Source organism: Aquimonas sp. (assembly GCF_044377145.1).
GTDB lineage: Bacteria > Pseudomonadota > Gammaproteobacteria > Xanthomonadales > Xanthomonadaceae > Aquimonas.
On record NZ_JBILJQ010000018.1, the window covers coordinates 57,359 to 74,317 of the forward strand.

Here is a 16,959-nt window from a genome sequence, read left to right on the forward strand (position 1 = left end):
GTTGAGACCGCCGTTGAGTCGGGCGCGAACCCGGCCTGCGCGGAGCCGCGCTCAGCTGTCGGCGACCTCGACCCGATTGCGGCCCGCATGCTTGGCCCGATACAGGGCCGCATCGGCATCCGCGAACAGCTGTTCCAGGGTTTGATCGGCGCGCAGCGTGGCGACGCCGAAGCTTGCGGTCACCGGCAGCTCGACATCGAACGCATGCCCGGCGATCAGCTCGCGCAGCTTCTCGGCCAGGCCGAGCGCCTGGTGCTTGCCGGAGTTTGGACACAGCAGCACGAACTCCTCGCCACCCCAGCGCGCCAGCCGGTCGGTTTCGCGGGTATTGTTCTGCACCAGCCGCGTCAGCGCGCTCAGCACACGGTCACCCTCGGCATGGCCGCGCAGGTCGTTGATGCGTTTGAAGTGGTCGAGATCAAGCAGGATCAAGGACAGCGGAGCGCCGGTGCCGCGTCGATCCTCCAGCGCCGCGCGGATGCCCTCTTCCAGCCCCAGACGATTCAGCGCGCCAGTCAAGGGATCGGTCTGGGCACGCTTCTCCAACTGCTTGTCGCGGGCGTCGAGTACCGCATTGACCTGCATTAGTTCGGTCTCGCGCTGGCGGCGCATGGACAGCTCACGCTTCAGGCCGAGAACACGATGGATGATCCAGCCGATGGTGAGGCTGAGCCAAGCGACGACGAGGATCAGATACAGACGCTCGGTCGAGACATGCTGGCCCTGCAGCTCGATGCTGTGCAGCTGGAAGCGGTGCTCTCCCAACACAGGCACGGTGCCGGTTTGCAGCTCGATGCTGACCACGTTGTCGAACTGCGGATGGCCCAACTGCGGGGCGATGTTGTAGGCGCTCATCCACCAGTTGGCGACGTAGAAGTCGCGCATCGCGACTTCAAGCGTCACTTCGCCCGCGTCGGGGCTGAACTCGACTTGGTTGAACTTGGTCGAGATCGGGTCATCGATGCGGCTGTAGCTCGGGTCGAAGTTGCGCAGGAACAGGCGCAGGCTGCGCGCCCCACCCTGATAGCTCAGCCGCAGCCGCAGGCGCTCGTAGCGGCTGAGGTCCAGGCCGTGCAGACGCTGCGGTTCGAGCAGGATCTCGTAGCCGCAGAAGGGATACGCGGTGGCGTCGCGCAGCTCACAGCGCCAGCCGAATGGCGTGCCCGGCAGCGCTTCGCTCAAGCTGTTGCCGCCCGCACCCTCATCCGCGCGTGGCGCCGTCACGAAGCCACTGTCGGGCGCGATCAGCAGGTGCGTGCGCAGCAGCAGCGGGCCACCGACCAGCAGGCCGATCGACAGCAGCACCAACAGGGCCAGCACCGATTCCATGCGCAGCAGGTATTTCATGGGTCTCCAGGCGGTCGGGGTGCGCCGGGGTTTCGTCGCAATCTCCAGTCGCAGTTGCAATCGGCATACCGGGTTTTGCGGCAGCGCCCGCAAAACGCGCGGACTTGCCCGCGCTGCGCCACAAACGCGCCCGAGCGCGGCCCACCGCCGGGCCGAAGCTGTGCCTCGACGCCAGCCCCGCGTCGCCCACCCCGAGAACAGACATGAAGCGTTCGCTGATGATTGCCGTACTGAGCCTGCTGCTGACCGCCCACAGCGCCGATGCCGTCGAGGCCAGCGCGCCGAGCGGCCACAAGGATTGCGAAGAGCTCAAGCAGGAAATCGCCGCCCGCATCGAGGCCAACGGCGTCCGCCAGTACCAGCTGCAGATCGTCGAGCCCGAGGCCGAACAGGTCGGCCGTATCGTTGGCAGCTGCAACGGCGGCAGCCGCCGCATCGCCTACCAGCGCGGCTTGGCCGAAGCCGACACCGAGGCCGCCGCAGTGGTCGTAGCGCCACTGGAAACGATTGCCCAGAACGCGCTGTAAGGCCACGCCGCTGCACCCGCGCAGAAAGCACGCTGCGACGTCTCCCGGCGTCGTGGTGGGCAGGGCCAGGGACGGCCCGTTTGGTGACGCGGGATTCGGGATTCGGGATTCGAAGTGTGGCGGGGCGGTCGGCGCGGCCAGTAGCTTGGGCCAAGCGCAGCGCGGCCCAACACCGCACGCTCGAATCTCGATGCGACGTGCCACTTCGCGATGTTAGGCCGCGCCTTCGGCTTGGCCCAACCTACGCAGCTCAGGGATCCAGAACACGGCGGCGGTCGAAACTGCAGGTAGGTTGGGCCAAGCGCAGCGCGGCCCAACACCGGACGCTCGAAACTCGACGCGACGTGCGACTTCGCGATGTTGGGCCGCGCCTTCGGCTTGGCCCAACCTACGCAGCTCGAGGATCCAGAACACGGCGGCGGTCGGAACTGCAGGTAGGTTGGGCCAAGCGCAGCGCGGCCCAACACCGCAGGCTCGAAACTCGACGCGACGTGCGACTTCGCGATGTTGGGCCGCGCCTTCGGCTTGGCCCAACCTACGCAGCGCGAGGATCCAGAACACGGCGGCGGTCGGAACTGCAGGTAGGTTGGGCCAAGCGCAGCGCGGCCCAACACCGGACGCTCGAATCTCGACGCAATGTGCGACTTCGCGATGTTGGGCCGCGCCTTCGGCTTGGCCCAACCTACGCATCGCCTCACACCGCGACGCTCTGAATCCCGAATCCCGAATCCCCAGCGCCCACCCCTGTGGCATCCTCGCGGCTTCCTTCGATATCGCCGATCAAGGCCCGCATGAGCGCTGATTCGCACACTTTCGATCTCGCCATCGTCGAGGCCTTCATCGGCAAGTGGAATGGCGTCAACGCCTCCGAGCTGTCGACCTCGCAGAGCTTTCTGATCGATCTCTGCCACCTGCTCGGCGTCGACACACCGCACGCCACCGCCGAGCAGGACTACATGTTCGAGCGGCCCATCAGCTTCAGCCACGGCGACGGCAGCAGCAGCGCCGGGCGTATCGATCTGTACCGCCGCGGCGCCTTCGTGCTGGAGTCGAAGAAGCTGCGCAGCGCGCTCTCGCCCAAGGGATTCGACCACGCCCTGCTGCGCGCGCGCAGCCAGGCCGAGGCCTATGCCCGCGCCCTGCCGGCCAGCGAGGGCCGCCCGCCTTTCGTGCTGGTCGTCGATGTCGGCCAGCGCATCGAGCTGTACAGCGAGTTCTCGCGCTCGGGCGCCACCTACACGCCCTTCCCCGATCCGCGCAGCCACCGCATCGCGCTCACCGATCTGCGCCGGCCCGAGCTGCTGGCGCGTCTGCGCCGAATCTGGCTGGACCCGATGGGGCTCGACCCCTCGCGCGAATCCGCCCGCGTCACCCGCGAGATCGCCGCCAAGCTGGCCAAGCTCGCGCGCAGCCTGGAAGCCAGCAGCCACCCGGCCGAAGCCGTGGCGCAGTTCCTGATGCGCTGCCTGTTCACCATGTTTGCCGAAGACGTGCGCCTGCTGCCGACCGAGAGCTTCCGCAACCTGCTCAAGACCCACGTCGAACGGCCCGACACCGCCATGCGCATGCTGGCCCAGCTCTGGCGCGATATGGACAGTGGCGGCTTCTCGCCCGCACTCGCCACCGACGTGCTGCACTTCAACGGCAAACTGTTCAAGGACCCAACAACGCTTCCGCTCGACCGCAGCCAGATCGAGCTGCTGATCGAAGCCGCGCGCGCCGACTGGCGCTATGTCGAGCCCGCCATCTTCGGCACCCTGCTGGAGCGCGCGCTCGACCCCACCGAGCGCCACAAGCTCGGCGCCCACTACACCCCGCGCGCCTACGTCGAGCGCCTGGTGCTGCCTACCGTCATCGAGCCCCTGCGCGAGGAATGGGCCATCGCCCGCGCCGCCTCAGGCATGCACGCGCAGGAGGCCGCCGAGATCGAGCAGCGCATGCAGGCGCCGAGTCTCAAGAAGAAGCAGTTCGACGCACTCAAGGGCCAGCGCAGCGCCGCACTCAACGCTGCCGCTGGCGAGCTGCGCCGGTTCCACCACCGCCTGTGCAGCGTGCGCGTGCTCGACCCCGCCTGCGGCAGCGGCAACTTTCTCTACGTCACCCTCGAACACCTGAAGCGCCTCGAAGGCGAAGTGCTGAACGCGCTCGACGACTTCGGCGACCGCCAGACCGGGCTCGCCTTGGGCAGCGAACGCGCCGACGCCGCCGCCGGTGAAACCGTCGACCCGCACAACCTGCTCGGCATCGAACTGAACCCGCGCGCCGCGGCGATTGCCGAAGTGGTGCTGTGGATCGGCTACCTGCAGTGGCACTTCCGCACCCAGGGCGACATCCACCCGCCGCAGCCGGTGATCCGCGATTTCCGCACCATCGAGAACCGCGACGCCGTACTCGCCTACGACCGCGTCGAGTACGCTCGCGATGCCAAGGGCGAAGTGCAGACCCGCTGGGACGGCCGCAGCATGAAGCCCTCGCCGGTCACCGGCGAAAACGTGCCCGACGACAGCGCGCGCGTGCCGATCGAGGTCTACGTGAACCCGCGCAAGGCTGCGTGGCCGGAGGCGGATTTTGTGGTGGGGAATCCGCCGTTTATTGGCACCAAGCGCATGAAGGCAGCGCTCGGCGAGGGCTACACCGAAGCCTTGCGGAAGACCTGGCCTGAAGTTCCCGAATCCGCGGACTTAGTTATGTACTGGTGGCATCACGCCGCCCAGCTCACCCGTCGTGGCGCGCTCAGGCGCTTCGGGCTGATCACCACCAACTCGATCCGACAGGCCTTCAATCGCAAGGTCATCGAATCCGCCTTGGCGGCGCCTTCAGTCCGCGGTGCGGCGGGAGAGAAGGCCGTCAGTCTCGTCTTCGCGATTCCCGATCATCCATGGGTGGATTCGGCGGACGGCGCGGCAGTCCGTATTGCCATGACCACTGGAGCGACAGGTGCCCCCAGCGGAACGCTCTCGGAAGCGGAGTCTGAGTCGACACGCGAGGACGGCGAGATCGACGTTCTGCTCAAGCTCCGCTCCGGCCGGATACAGGCGGATTTGCGCATCGGCGCTAGCGTTTCGGATGCCGGCCCGCTGCAGGCCAACAACAACATCGCGGGAATGGGCGTGGCCTTGCACGGCAGTGGGTTCATCTTGGAGCCCGAGACTGCCGAAGCGCTACGTCGCAGCGGAGAGGGCGTCGTCCGTCGCTACGTCGGCGGCCGCGATCTTCTCCAGGTGCCTCGCGAGCGATTCCTGATCGACTTCACGGCAATGAGCCAGCAGCAGGCGCAAACGGCGAACGCAGCGGCATATCAGCACGTCATCGACTATGTGAAACCCGAACGCGACCACAACAAGCGCGATCAGCTGAGCCGGCTCTGGTGGCGCTTCGGCTGGGAGCGCCCTCAACTGCGCGCGGCGCTCTTGGGGCTGGACCGCTACATTGCGACAACCGAGACATCGAAGCATCGGCCATTCCAGTTCATCGAAGGCGACGTGCTATGCGATCACTCGATCGTTTGCATCGCGTCGGGCGATGCGATGCACCTCGGCGTTGTGTCGTCGAGACTCCATGAGACGTGGGCATTGGGTGCTGGTGGAACGCTCGAAGATAGGCCTCGCTACAACAAGACCCGCTGCTTCGACCCCTTCCCCTTCCCCACCCCCAGCGAAGCCCGGGCCGAGCGCATCCGTGCACTCGCCGAACAGCTCGACGCCCACCGCAAGCGCCAGCAGGCCGCCCACCCCGGCCTCACCCTCACCGGCATGTACAACGTGCTGGAAGCACTGCGCGAAGGCCGCGAGCTCAGCGCCAAGGAGCGCGTGATCCACAGCGAGGGCCTGGTCAGCGTGCTGCGCCAGCTGCACGACGAACTCGACGCCGCCGTGCTCGACGCCTACGGCTGGGCCGACCTGCTGCCCGACCTGCGCATCGCCCACGGCATCGATTCCGCGCCCACCGGCGACAGCCGTGTGGAAGCGCGCCGCCGCTTCGATGAAGCCGTGCTCGAACGCCTGGTCGCCTTGAACACCGAACGCGCCGCCGAAGAAGCCCGCGGCCTGATCCGCTGGCTGCGCCCCGAGTACCAGAACCCGGACCACCGCAGCTCGACCGCGCACAGCGCCAGCGCGCGCCTTGCCCAGACCGGGGCCAGCGCCGACGCCAGCATCGACGCTGCAGCCGAGCCCGCAGCGCACATCGGAGTGCATGCGCAGTCTGAAGACGCGCAGCACAGCGGCACCCAGGCCAGCCTGCTGCCGGCGGCAGCGGACGACGCGGAGGGCGAGGCCAGCAGCGACGAAGACGCCGCCATCGACAGCACCGCCCCATCGATCACGCCCCTCAAGGCCCAGCCCTGGCCCCGCGACACCGTCGACCAGATCCGCGCCATCGCCGACCTGCTGCTCGCTGCCCCTACCCCGCTGACCCTCGACCAGATCGCCGCCCACTTCAGCAGCCGCGGCCCCTGGAAAAACCGCCTGCCCCAGCTCATCGACATGCTGCTGGCGCTGGGCCGCGCCGAGGCCAAGGACGAGGGCTATGTGGGGCGGCGGTGAGGCAGTGACATTCTCAGACCCAAGAGGGCGAGCAGACCATGACGAGCGCATTTCCTGACAACTACATCGGGCCCAAACCGCCTGCGGCCACCGCTTTTCTCACCAGGCTTGCAGGGGCATCCGGGCTGAGGGGCGTTGTTCAAGCGGGCAAGGGAAAGACCGTTCGGCTGCATGTGCAAGGTCGCCACATCGGCTATTTCAACTCCTCGGTCGAGAAGCATGGCGGCCTGCTCGGCGTGCGCTTCAGCATCGACGGCAAGGAGCGCGACGCTTTCCGCTCCTCGAGTGAGATCCTGCTTCGATCCAGGCTTCAGAGCGAGCTCGGTGCCACAGAGGGGCACGACTACGTTTTCCACAAGCCGGGGGATGGCGGCGCCGATGCGGCCTCCCGGCGCTATCTGGTTGCCCTAACCCCGTCCTTCGCACAGAAGCTGCTGCCGAAGCTTCCGCTGGCGCTGTAGCGCACGCACATCACTCGCGACCTTGTGCCACGCCTTCGGTCTGGCCCCACCTACGAACCTGCGCCCCGGAAGTCAGCAAAGGGGTGGCCCCACGGACGCTAGCCGGTACTCCGGTCAGTCCCAAGCAGGCACTTGGTCGTTCGCGCCGCGCAGGGCCGTCGCAAGGCTAGCCGAAGGTGCAGGGCCCATGCGAGGGTGCGCGGGGAGTTTCGCAAGGCGACCGCGTCGAATGTTCACCGCCCACCCAAGTCCAGCCCTGAACGCCCTGTTCGCCGAGCGCCCCTGGCAGGGTGCGGATCCGCTTGCGACAGGGTTGCTGTTCATCGGGCTGGATGCGAACTACGCCGCGGACATCGAAGCCCAGCCGATCTTCCCCGCCGTGCTCGACTACCACCGCAATGGCGCGGGCTTCTGGCGTCGCCATGGGGTGCATCACCCCTTCCTGCTGCCGCAGTACCGTGGCGACGGCCTGCGCTACCACCGCAACTTCGCACGGATCGGTTTGACCGCTGAGCACGCCAAACAGGTGTGCTTCATCGAACTGCTGCACGTGCCGACGGTAGGTCGCAATGCGCTCAGCGCGTCCGACTTCGACCGCAGGCATCTTGGCCTGATCGATCACGCGATCCGGCAGGGCGCTGCGCGGCATGTGTTCGTATCGGACGGCGTGCTGCGCCTGATGCTGGCCAGCAGGTGTTTCACTTGGCTGAAGCCTCGGCCAGAGGCCGACTGCACCTTGCCGGTGCTATGGAGCGATGGCGAGCGCAGGGTCTACAAGCATCTCCACTTCTCAAACTACGGCAAGTTCGAAGCACGGCTGCGTGCGGAAGCGGAAGCCATGAGATCGCTGCTCACCGTGTGAGCTGCCGGGCGCTTCATAGCTCGCGCCTGATCTCTCCGCCCCGCAGGATGCTGAACACGAAAGGCGCCTGAGTCTTGGCGATGCGCTTGCGCATGCCGGGCAGCGCCTTGGCGAACAGCGCCGCCATCTGCTCGCCGGTCAGGCCCTTCTGGGTCAGCGCAAACATACGGACCCGCGCGTCCTGCACCATTTGGCGCTCGTGCGGATTGCGGCGGATGGCGGAGTCCTTGGTCAGAACGATCCAGCCCTGTGTCCCAGCCTCCTGCAGCCAGTCCACGTCGCTGGTGTGCTGCCCGAACAGGTCGTCGTGCAGCAGCACTTTGGCGCCTGCTTCGAGCAGGGCCTGGGCGACCTGTCGACGACCCAGGCTGCGGTCGATGAAGAAAACGGGCTCGGGGCTGCCTTGCTCAGGCTGCACGCGCCGGTTCACTCCGCAGGATGTCCTCGATCACCGCCTGATCGATTTCGTAGTCGGCAGCCAACGAAGCCAGCGACTCGCCGGCATGGAAACGATCGAGGATGACTTCGGTGCGGATGCCACGCGCATCCAGCAGCGGCCGGCCAAACCCACGAGTCGGGTCAATCACCACCGCGGCCATCGGCTCCGCCGAATCGGCGCGGCGCGGAAGGTGCAGCTTGAAGGGCACACCGGACGCATCGCGCTCGACCAGCCGCAGGTAGCGCTGGATGTGCTGCTTCATTTCAACCTGGCCATCGCGCGAAATGTTCAGCAGCTCGCCGTATTTCTCGACGAACAGATGGACACCATCGGTCTGGAACTCGCGGTCCGCGAGCGGATGGTCGCTGGGGTCCGCCTTGCGCAGATAGCCGAGGGCATCGCGCACGGTCCGCATGTCGACCTTGTGGTCGCGACGCATCGCGGCAAGCACCAGTAATTCGATGAGGTTGATGAAGGACAGCCGTCGACCGAGGGGGTCGGCCGTCGCGATGACGGGCTCCTGCCGCCGCGTCTCGCCGTTGACGCGATAGTTCTGGCCAAACGTCCAGGCACGCACCGTCGAACCGGGAAGACGCAGGTACTGCGCGGCTTCCTTGGCCGAGTACACGGGACGGTTGCGCAGGTCGGTGACAGAGGGGCGGTTCAAGTGGGCGTCTCCGGATGCTCTGGTGAGTATAGCCAGCGACCGGCCTGGCGCACCGAATGCTCACGGCGGCCGGGTCTTCTCATGGGTGATCGGTTCTGTAAGCCAGAAGGTTCGCAGCGTCGCTGTTGCAAGGTTCGATCGCCATCCGCCGCCGGCTTCGGCGATGATCCGTGCTGCTGTCATCGCCAGGGCAAGCGCATGAGATCACGCGAAGTTCCGCAGAGCAGGTCGCGGCTGCCGATGCTCATGCGCGTCATCGGTGGTGCCGTGCTGATCGTGCTTCTGTTCTTCGGCATTCGCTTCTATCTGACCAGCGTGGTCAATCACATCGCTGTGCCGACGGTGGAGGAGTCCCGGCTTGGCGCCCAAGCCAGCGTCAATGCCGAAGCGCTGCGTCAGCGCCTCGCTCGCGTTCGAGTGCAGGGCGTCTTCGATTCCAGCAGCCCGGTGGTGATCGTCGAGCTGGCCGCCGCGCAGCTGCAGGAGTCGCGCGAGGTGATCTGTGCGGGCGCCGAGCGCAGGCTGAGGCGCCCGTTGGCCGGGCTGACCCTGCGTGTGCAGGAGTACCGCGGCAGCGAGCCTGCACTGGATGCCGGCACAGTGCGCTGTCCATAGCCTCGGCGCAGCGTCGTGATCGCAAGCCGCGCCTGATCAGGCCGAGGTGCGGTGGAGGCAGTCGCTTCAGCCCGCTTCCGCAGCCTTCTTCAAATTTGCCAGCCCGGCTTCGAAGTCCGGCCCCACCAGGCTGTCCATGAACACGCCGAACCAGCGGTTGACGGGGCTGCCGCCCATGTCGCCCTCATTGCTCCAGTACAGACGCACGCCGCTGCCGGCGGGCTCGATGCGCAGTACGCCCTTGGACTCCATGCCGAACTCCGGAAAGCGCAGCGCATAGTCGACGCGCTCATCGGGCACGGCGGCGGTGAACTCCATCTCGCCATTGCCTTCGCTCGCGCTGGTCCACGCCCAGCGTGCGCCGACGCCGGCGGCGGGGCCGCTGTACTCGATCTGCATCGCCGGGTCGCGCTGGTTCCAGGCCGACCAGCGCTGCCACTCACGGGGCGAGGCCACGAGTGCGTACACGCGGGCCGCCGGCGCATTGATCTCGACCGAGCGCTCGACCTTGAACTGCGAGGGCAGGGTCAGGCCGACGCCCAGAAACAGCCCCACCAGCAAAACCAGCGCGCCAACGATTCGCAACAGCCATTTCATGTCCGTGCTCCCGAGGTGAAGGCGCTGGGACTCTACGCTTGAGTTGACCCTTCCAGCCAGTCCCCGGGCGCAGCAGTCTGCTGCGAAGGTTTCAGCGCAAGTCGCCGGCGGCGGCCGGCTGAGGTGCAGGTTCTCAATAGACGCCCGACTTCAGCACCCGCCCGTCCGCCAGCATCAGCTCGCGTGGCAACCATTCCACGCTGAATCGACCGGGGCGCGCTTCCACGAAGGCGCGCTCCTGTTCGTCGGCACCTTGGCGCCCTGCGCATTCAAACTCGCGCACCTCGTATGCGCTCAGCACGTTCTGCGGGCCGATTTCGAAGTAGCAGAGCGACAGCCCCAAGGGATGCTCCCGATCGCGTGCGCGCAGCGTGCCGGCCAGTTGCACTACATCCTGCGAGCCGCGGTTGCGCACGCGCAGTTGCAGCACCAGGCGCGGCGTGTCGCCCTGCAGATTCCCCTGCGCGGGTCGCGATGCGTCGCTGCCGGTCGGTTCCGCTGTGCTTTCCAGCCGCGCGTCGGCGAGCTCGGTGCTGACGATCTCGCGCAGCGGCGCCAGCGCGCGCTCGCGCTCGGCGTCACGCGCAGCCTGGGCCACGCCTTCCTGCGCCTGACGCGCTTCCCACTGCTGCTCAAGCTCAATGGCCTCGGCAAAACTGCGCGCGGTGAAGGGCATGTCCGGGTCGCCCATCCCCGCCGGCAGGTAATCGCCGTTGCTGCGCTTGACGTAGGCCTCGACCCGGGCGCGATCCTCGGGCGCGAGCTTGGCGAGTGCGTCCTCGACCGATGAGAGGTCGGTGCTGCCGAAGGGCAGCTCGGTGCGCAGCGGGTCGCGGCTGCAGCGTGCCCCAAAGGCCACCAGCGCGATCAGTGCGATCCAGATCAGCGCGGACTTCAGATTCACGGCGGCTCCTCATGTGCGAGCGCAGGGGAATTGGCGCCAGTGTGAACGCGAAGGTGCGCTTTGCGAACGCGGGCGATGCCGATTCGCGGCGTGCTGGGCTATCACTCGATGGGCGCTGAGGCTTACGCCGCCACCGGATGCGGGTCAGCCCTCACGAACTGCAGGACAGCATCGAACAGCCGGCCTTGTGCCGCGCCCATTCGGGTCGCTTGGCGGCAAAGGCGTCGGCGCCGGGCTGCTCGGTATAGGGCTGCTGCAGAACATCCAGCCAGCGCTGCAGGGGTTCGACATCGCCGGCTTCAGCGGCGTCGATCGCCTGCTGGGCGAGATAGTTGCGCGGCAGGTATAGCGGGTTGACGGCCGCCATGCGGCTGAGGCGTTCGGCCCCGGCGTTCTCGCTGTGCAGGCGCTCGGCGTAGCGGCGCAGCCAGGCCTCGAGTTCGGGTCGGGCTGCGGTGAATGCCGTTTCGCTGTAGCCGGCATCGGCCAGCAGATCGGCGCTCGGCGCGTTCGCATCGAAACGCATCAGCGCGCGGAAGCTCAGGCTGAAGTCGAGCTGGGCGAGGTGCAGCAGGCGATACCACTCCTGCGACTGCGCGACATCGTCGGCCTGCGCATCGAGCAGGCCGAGCTTGGCGGCATTGATCCGCGCGTGCTCCGCGTTGAAGGTGTCGGCATAGGCGCGCAGGCCGTCGCGCAGCACCTCGGCATCGGCGAACAGGCCGGACAGCGCGCCAGCGAGGCAGCTCAGGTTCCAGTGCGCGATTTGCGGCTGGCGGCCGTAGGCGTAGCGGCGACCTTCGGCATCGGTGGTGTTCGGGGTCCAGCCGGGGTCGAAGTCTTCGAGCCAGCCGTAGGGGCCGTAGTCGATGGTCAGGCCGAGTACCGACAGGTTGTCGGTGTTCATCACCCCGTGCACGAAGCCGACCCGCATCCACTGCGCCATCAGCTCGGCAGTGCGGACGCAGATCGCGCGGAACACCCGGGCGTCGCGTTCGGCGGCGCTGGTGAACCCGGCCTGTGCGAACTCGGGGAAGTCGCGCTCGAGCATGAAATTCCACAGCTGGCGCAGCAGGGCGTGTTCGCCGCGCGATGCAGGCAGCTCGAAGTGGCCGAAGCGCAGAAAGCTCGGCGCGACCCGACACACGATCGCGCCGGGTTCGGGCCGCGGATCACCGGCGTAGAGGATGTCGCGCACCACGGCATCGCCGGTGGCGATCAGCGACAGCGCGCGCGTGGTCGGAATACCGAGGTGGTGCATGGCCTCGCTGCAGACGAACTCGCGCAAGGACGAGCGCAGCACGGCGCGGCCGTCGGCGCGACGCGAATACGGCGTCGGCCCGGCGCCTTTCAGCTGCAGCTCCAGGCGCTGGCCGTCGATGCCGATCGCCTCGCCGAGGCTGATCGCGCGGCCATCGCCCAGCTGCCCGGCCCAGTGGCCGAACTGGTGGCCGCCGTAATTGGTCGCGATCGGCTGCATGCCTGGCAGCAGCGCATTGCCGCTGAACACCTCGGCAAACCGCGCGCTTTCGACGTCCTCCACGCCCCAGCCCAGCTGTGCGGCAACGTCGCGCGACCACGCCAACAGACGAGGTGCGCGCACGGCGCTCGGCTTTACCTCAGACCACAGCGCGCCGCTCACCGCGCGGGTGAAGTTGCGCGGCTCCGGATCGCCGGGCAACGCTTGGATGAAGCGGTTGTCGAAGCTCAGTGCGCGCATCGCAATCCGTGCAGTGACCGCAGTCGGCTGCAGCCAAGTTCACGCCGGTGGGCGTGCTCGCAGAGGCAGAGCCGAAGGCTCAGCGGGCGCCGCCGCGCTTGAGCGCGCGATAGCGGGCCAGAATCTCGTCGTACTCGGCCTGCAGGGTTTCGCGCTCAAGCCTGCGCTTCTGCAGGTACTCGTTCTGCTCTTCCACCTGCCGGCGCGCCGCATTGATCGAGCTCTGCACGGTGGCCGGCACCGGCTTGCCGCCGCGCTCCAGCGAGGCCGCGTGGGCGACCAGATCGCTCAGGCTCTTCTCCTGGCTGCGGATGCCGACATCGGCCGCCTCCAGGGTCTGATCGAGCAGATCGAACCGCTCGGCGTAGGCGCGCTGAAGGTCGGCTTCGGTCGCGTACGAACCCATCAGCACAGCGTCCATCTTGTCCTGCTCGGCCTGGATCTCGGCCAGGCGTGCTTCCTCGGCGGCAGCGGCATCGGCGACGGCGCGCTCTTCAGGCGTCATCGCACGGTCGACCTCACGCACCGCCATGCCGGCGCTGTTGAGTTCGGAGCGCTGCTGGTTGACGGCCTCGGGCGGCAGCGCGTCGGTGTACTGGACCTTGCCGTCAGCGTCGACCCAGCGGTAGAGCTTCTGGGCGGCGGCGGGCGCGGCGAGCACGGCCAGAACCAGGGCAGCGGAAATCGATGAAATCAGGCGCATGGGTAACCTCGGAATCGGGTGCAGACAGGGGCGACAGAATCAGTCGGCGCTGCCGTAGGCTTCTCGATAGGCGAGCAGGCGGATGCGGTGCTCGCCCAACTCAGGGCGTTCGGCAGTATAGGCAAGCAGCTCGGCCAGACGTGCGACCGCGATCACCGGCAGGTGGGCATCCTGTTCAAGTTCCTGTACCGCAGAGCGCGTGCCCTGGCCGCGCTCCTGGCGGTCGAGCGCGATCAGCACACCGCAGGGCGTGGCGCCGGCCGCGCGGATAATCTCCAGCGATTCGCGGATGGCGGTGCCGGCGGTGATCACGTCATCGACGATCAACACCCGCCCCTGCAGCTTGGCGCCGATCAGGCTGCCGCCCTCACCGTGGCTCTTGACCTCCTTGCGATTGAACGCCACCGGCACGTCGATGCCGCGTGCGTACAGCGCAGTCGCGAGTGCTGTCGCCAGCGGGATGCCCTTGTACGCAGGGCCGAACAGCATGTCGAATGCAAGCCCTGCGCCCAGCAGTGCTTCCGCGTAGCAATCGGCCAGTCGCGCCAGCGCGCCGCCGCTGTTGAACAGGCCGGCATTGAAAAAGTACGGGCTGAGCCGGCCGGATTTGAGGCTGAACTCGCCGAAGCGCAGCACCTCGCGCTCAAGCGCGAGCTCCAGAAACCGCTGCTGATACGCCTGCATGCACAACCCCTCAAAGCCTCGCCCGCGAAGCCCGCTATCATCCCAGCTTCGCAGCGTGGAGGCCACGCGGCGGCCGTGAGCGCTCGGTACGGTTTGCTGTTCGCTCCGACTCCCCCATTCCAATCCCAACGCCCGGCCCCCATGCGCATCTGCAGCTTCAACGCCAACGGCATCCGCTCCGCCGCCCAGAAGGGCTTCTTCGACTGGTTTCCCGGCCAGGACATCGACTTGCTGTGCGTGCAGGAAACCAAGGCCCAGGCCGAACAGCTGGCCGAGCCCGCATTGCGCCCGGCCGGTTGGCATGCGCACTTCCGCGATGCCACCACCAAGAAGGGCTACAGCGGCGTCGGCATCTACAGCCGAGAGGCGCCGGACCAGGTGCTGACCGAACTCGGCTGGCCGGAGTTCGATGAGGAAGGCCGCTATATCGAGGCGCGCTTTGGTGACCTCAGCGTGGTCTCGCTGTACTTCCCGTCCGGTTCGTCCGGCGATGAGCGCCAGCAGTTCAAGTTCAAGTGCATGGACTGGTTCGGGCCGATCCTGCAGCAGTGGCTGCAGTCCTCGCGCCGCTATGTGATCTGCGGCGACTGGAACATCGTTCACACCCGTCGCGACATCAAGAACTGGGCCTCGAATCAGAAGAACTCCGGCTGCTTGCCCGCCGAGCGCGCCTGGCTGGATCTGCTGTTCAAATCGCAGGGCTGGGTCGACAGCTACCGCCACCTGCGCCCCGAAGGCGAGGACTACACCTGGTGGAGCCAGCGCGGCGCCGCGCGGGCCAAGAACGTCGGCTGGCGCATCGACTTCCAGGTGGTGTCGCCCGTCCTGCGCGATGCGCTGAAGCACTGCGCTATCCATGCCGAGCCGAAGTTCTCCGACCACGCACCCTACGTTGTGGACTACGAAGCGTGAGCAGCGCCGACTGGCGCATGCGCCTGCCCGCTGCGGTGCGGCCCTACGTCGAGCGCGAGCCGCTGGCGGCGCTGATGCTGGGGCTGTCGTCCGGGTTTCCGTACGCGATGATCGGCGCCACCCTGACCACGCGACTGGCGCAGGACGGTATCGACAAGCGCAGCGTCACCGCGTTCTCGCTGGCGCTTCTGGTCTACAACCTCAAATGGATCTGGTCGCCGCTGGTCGATGCCCTGCGCCTGCCGCTGCTGGGCCGGCTGGGTCAGCGGGTGTCGTGGCTGCTGTTCGCCGGCGTGCTGGTGATGGCGGCGGTGGCCTGGCTGGCGGTGCTCGATCCCAAGGCCGACCTGATGCTGTTCGCCGCCGCCGCGGTCGCCGTCGCGGTGGCGGGCGCCACCTATGACATCGTCATCGACGCCTATCGCATCGAGGTGCTGAAGCCCGAGCAGCTCGGCGTCGGGTCCGGCATGTCGCAGTACGGCTGGCGGATCGGCTCGGTCGCGGCCGGCTCACTGGCGCTGTTTGTCGCCACTCGCGGCGACTGGACCCTGGCCTACCTGCTGTGCGCCGGCTTCGCCCTGCCGGCGATGCTGACCGGCCTGGTGCTCGGCGAGCCCGAGCGTCATCGGGTGCTGGTGGACGCAGGCAACTTCGCCCAGCGCGCGATCCAGCCGCTGGTCGAGTTCGTAAAGCGCCGCGGCGCCCTGCTGGTGCTGCTGTTCGTGCTGCTGCACAAGATCGGCGACACCCTCGCCAACCTGACCTTGCGCCTGCTGCTGAACGATCTCGGTTTCAGCAACGAGGAGATCGCGACCTGGGACGTGGGCGTCGGCTTCTTCGCCTACCTCGCCGGCATCTTCATCGGTGGCGCCCTGTACAGCGGGCTCGGCATGCAGCGCTCGGTGCTGATCGCGTTGGTGCTGATGGCGGTGTCCAACCTGAGCTTCGCCCTGCTGGCCTGGGTCGGGCACTCCAATGCGCTGCTGGCCTTCACCATCGCCTTCGAAAACACCGCCAGCGGCATCGGCGGCGTGGTGGTGGTGGCCTACCTGTCGGCGCTGTGCAATCTCGCATTCACCGCCACCCAGTACGCCGCCCTGTCGGCTGCGGCCAGCGTGGTTGGCCGCTTCATCACCGGCACCACCGCCGGCGGCCTGATCGAGTCGATGGGCTACGTGAGCTTCTACGTGTTCACCACTCTGATCGCCCTGCCCGGCGTGTTCCTCTACCTCGGCATGCTGCGCTCGGGCCTGATCGACCGCTCGCTCGGCGATGCCGGCCGCAGCGAGGATCAGCGCGGGCGCGGCGATGGGGGAGCATCGGCGCCGTAGCACGCCGACCTTGGTCGCTGGCGCGATGTCGGGACTGCCGGCACGGACCGCGCCTGTGATACGTTCATCCGTCACGCGGCGCATACAGGGGTGCCCCGCGCGTTCGAATTTTCAGCTACTGACCCGGCAGCCCGCACGCCCGACCCCTGCATGCCCGACATCCACATCAAAGACATCTCGCCCGAGGTTGCCGACCGCATCAAGCGTATCGCCCGCGACCGCGGCTGGCCGATCAACGATGTCGTGCTGCACCTGCTCAATCAGGCGCTGGGCCTGGAGCACGCCGACCCCCCGCTGCCCGGCGACATCGCCCGTCTGACCGGCACCTGGGAAGACGAAGAATCCAGAGCCCTGCACGAGGCCATCGAGGCGCTGCGCAAGCTGGGCTGAGTGGCTTTCATCACACGGTTTCCAGCCCGATGACTTCGGGATGACTTCGGTTGTATCGCGCATCGGACGCGCCGCAAGCGCTCGTCGGCGCGCCCGGCCTGGCGTAAGCGTCCGCCCAAGCCACCTACCGCTTCCCCACTCGCCGTGCTGAGCCTCAGTTGCAGATCGGCGCCCAGCCCTCGATCGGCAGCAAGCTGTCGATGTCGCGGTTGCGCGGTATGCGTCCGCCCAAGCCACCTACCGCTTCCCCACTCGC

The 16,959-nt window shown here is 67.4% G+C and carries 16 protein-coding genes; 8 read left to right on the plus strand and 8 right to left on the minus strand.

Going from position 1 to position 16,959, the window contains the following annotated elements; translation table 11 throughout:
• Positions 1–51: 51 nt before the first annotated feature.
• The gene (locus tag ACIQ7H_RS07975; RefSeq protein WP_395790160.1) at positions 52–1,347 is read right to left on the minus strand and encodes a GGDEF domain-containing protein; all 1,296 of its coding nucleotides are present in this window, start codon (positions 1,345–1,347) and stop codon (positions 52–54) included.
• Between the two features lie 203 nt (positions 1,348–1,550).
• On the opposite strand from ACIQ7H_RS07975, the gene ACIQ7H_RS07980 reads away from it, so the two are divergent.
• From ACIQ7H_RS07980 to ACIQ7H_RS07995, 4 genes are all read left to right on the plus strand, one after another.
• Positions 1,551–1,874: a DUF1161 domain-containing protein gene (locus tag ACIQ7H_RS07980; RefSeq protein WP_395790162.1), complete on the plus strand. Its 324-nt coding sequence runs from the start codon at positions 1,551–1,553 to the stop codon at positions 1,872–1,874.
• A gap of 791 nt (positions 1,875–2,665) precedes the next feature.
• The gene (locus tag ACIQ7H_RS07985) at positions 2,666–6,418 is read left to right on the plus strand and encodes a class I SAM-dependent DNA methyltransferase (RefSeq protein ID WP_395790164.1); all 3,753 of its coding nucleotides are present in this window, start codon (positions 2,666–2,668) and stop codon (positions 6,416–6,418) included.
• Positions 6,419–6,456: 38 nt separating this feature from the next.
• A complete protein-coding gene (locus ACIQ7H_RS07990; RefSeq protein WP_395790166.1) occupies positions 6,457–6,879 on the plus strand; it encodes a hypothetical protein in 423 nt (140 codons plus the stop codon).
• A 229-nt stretch (positions 6,880–7,108) separates the two neighbouring features.
• On the plus strand, positions 7,109–7,741 hold the full coding sequence (locus ACIQ7H_RS07995; protein ID WP_395790168.1) for a hypothetical protein: 633 nt from the start codon (positions 7,109–7,111) through the stop codon (positions 7,739–7,741).
• A gap of 13 nt (positions 7,742–7,754) precedes the next feature.
• Here the strand turns inward: ACIQ7H_RS07995 and ACIQ7H_RS08000 are convergent, their stop codons facing one another.
• The gene (locus ACIQ7H_RS08000) at positions 7,755–8,159 is read right to left on the minus strand and encodes a hypothetical protein (protein ID WP_395790170.1); all 405 of its coding nucleotides are present in this window, start codon (positions 8,157–8,159) and stop codon (positions 7,755–7,757) included.
• Positions 8,149–8,847 (minus strand): DUF433 domain-containing protein, encoded by a 699-nt coding sequence (locus ACIQ7H_RS08005; protein ID WP_395790172.1) that lies wholly within the window; start codon positions 8,845–8,847, stop codon positions 8,149–8,151. The genes ACIQ7H_RS08000 and ACIQ7H_RS08005 overlap by 11 nt, the downstream gene beginning before the upstream one ends.
• 240 nt (positions 8,848–9,087) lie before the next feature.
• Here ACIQ7H_RS08005 and ACIQ7H_RS08010 point away from each other — a divergent pair, with 240 nt between their 5' ends.
• Positions 9,088–9,462 carry a hypothetical protein gene (locus tag ACIQ7H_RS08010; protein WP_395790174.1) on the plus strand — a complete coding sequence of 125 codons (375 nt, stop codon included), beginning with the start codon at positions 9,088–9,090 and terminating at the stop codon, positions 9,460–9,462.
• A gap of 66 nt (positions 9,463–9,528) precedes the next feature.
• On the opposite strand, the gene ACIQ7H_RS08015 is transcribed toward ACIQ7H_RS08010, so the two are convergent.
• The 5 genes from ACIQ7H_RS08015 to pyrE all read right to left on the minus strand — a co-directional run bounded on the left by ACIQ7H_RS08015 (position 9,529) and on the right by pyrE (position 14,070).
• Positions 9,529–10,059: an SRPBCC family protein gene (locus ACIQ7H_RS08015; protein ID WP_395790176.1), complete on the minus strand. Its 531-nt coding sequence runs from the start codon at positions 10,057–10,059 to the stop codon at positions 9,529–9,531.
• 133 nt (positions 10,060–10,192) lie between these two features.
• The gene (locus ACIQ7H_RS08020) at positions 10,193–10,963 is read right to left on the minus strand and encodes a hypothetical protein (protein ID WP_395790178.1); all 771 of its coding nucleotides are present in this window, start codon (positions 10,961–10,963) and stop codon (positions 10,193–10,195) included.
• Between the two features lie 151 nt (positions 10,964–11,114).
• Positions 11,115–12,683 (minus strand): YdiU family protein, encoded by a 1,569-nt coding sequence (locus ACIQ7H_RS08025; protein WP_395790180.1) that lies wholly within the window; start codon positions 12,681–12,683, stop codon positions 11,115–11,117.
• Between the two features lie 79 nt (positions 12,684–12,762).
• A complete protein-coding gene (locus ACIQ7H_RS08030) occupies positions 12,763–13,386 on the minus strand; it encodes a DUF4124 domain-containing protein (protein ID WP_395790182.1) in 624 nt (207 codons plus the stop codon).
• Between the two features lie 39 nt (positions 13,387–13,425).
• Complete coding sequence (pyrE, locus tag ACIQ7H_RS08035) at positions 13,426–14,070, minus strand: orotate phosphoribosyltransferase (protein WP_395790184.1); 645 nt, start codon at positions 14,068–14,070, stop codon at positions 13,426–13,428.
• 141 nt (positions 14,071–14,211) lie between these two features.
• Between pyrE and ACIQ7H_RS08040 the strand changes: the two genes are divergently transcribed.
• The 3 genes from ACIQ7H_RS08040 (at position 14,212) to ACIQ7H_RS08050 (ending at position 16,703) form a co-directional block, all read left to right on the plus strand.
• Positions 14,212–14,982 carry an exodeoxyribonuclease III gene (locus ACIQ7H_RS08040; protein ID WP_395790186.1) on the plus strand — a complete coding sequence of 257 codons (771 nt, stop codon included), beginning with the start codon at positions 14,212–14,214 and terminating at the stop codon, positions 14,980–14,982.
• Positions 14,979–16,313: an AmpG family muropeptide MFS transporter gene (locus ACIQ7H_RS08045; protein WP_395790188.1), complete on the plus strand. Its 1,335-nt coding sequence runs from the start codon at positions 14,979–14,981 to the stop codon at positions 16,311–16,313. Before ACIQ7H_RS08040 ends, ACIQ7H_RS08045 begins: the two co-directional genes overlap by 4 nt.
• 150 nt (positions 16,314–16,463) lie before the next feature.
• Positions 16,464–16,703, plus strand: coding sequence for a hypothetical protein (locus ACIQ7H_RS08050; protein ID WP_395790190.1), 240 nt, complete (start codon positions 16,464–16,466; stop codon positions 16,701–16,703).
• The last annotated feature ends 256 nt before the right edge of the window (positions 16,704–16,959 follow it).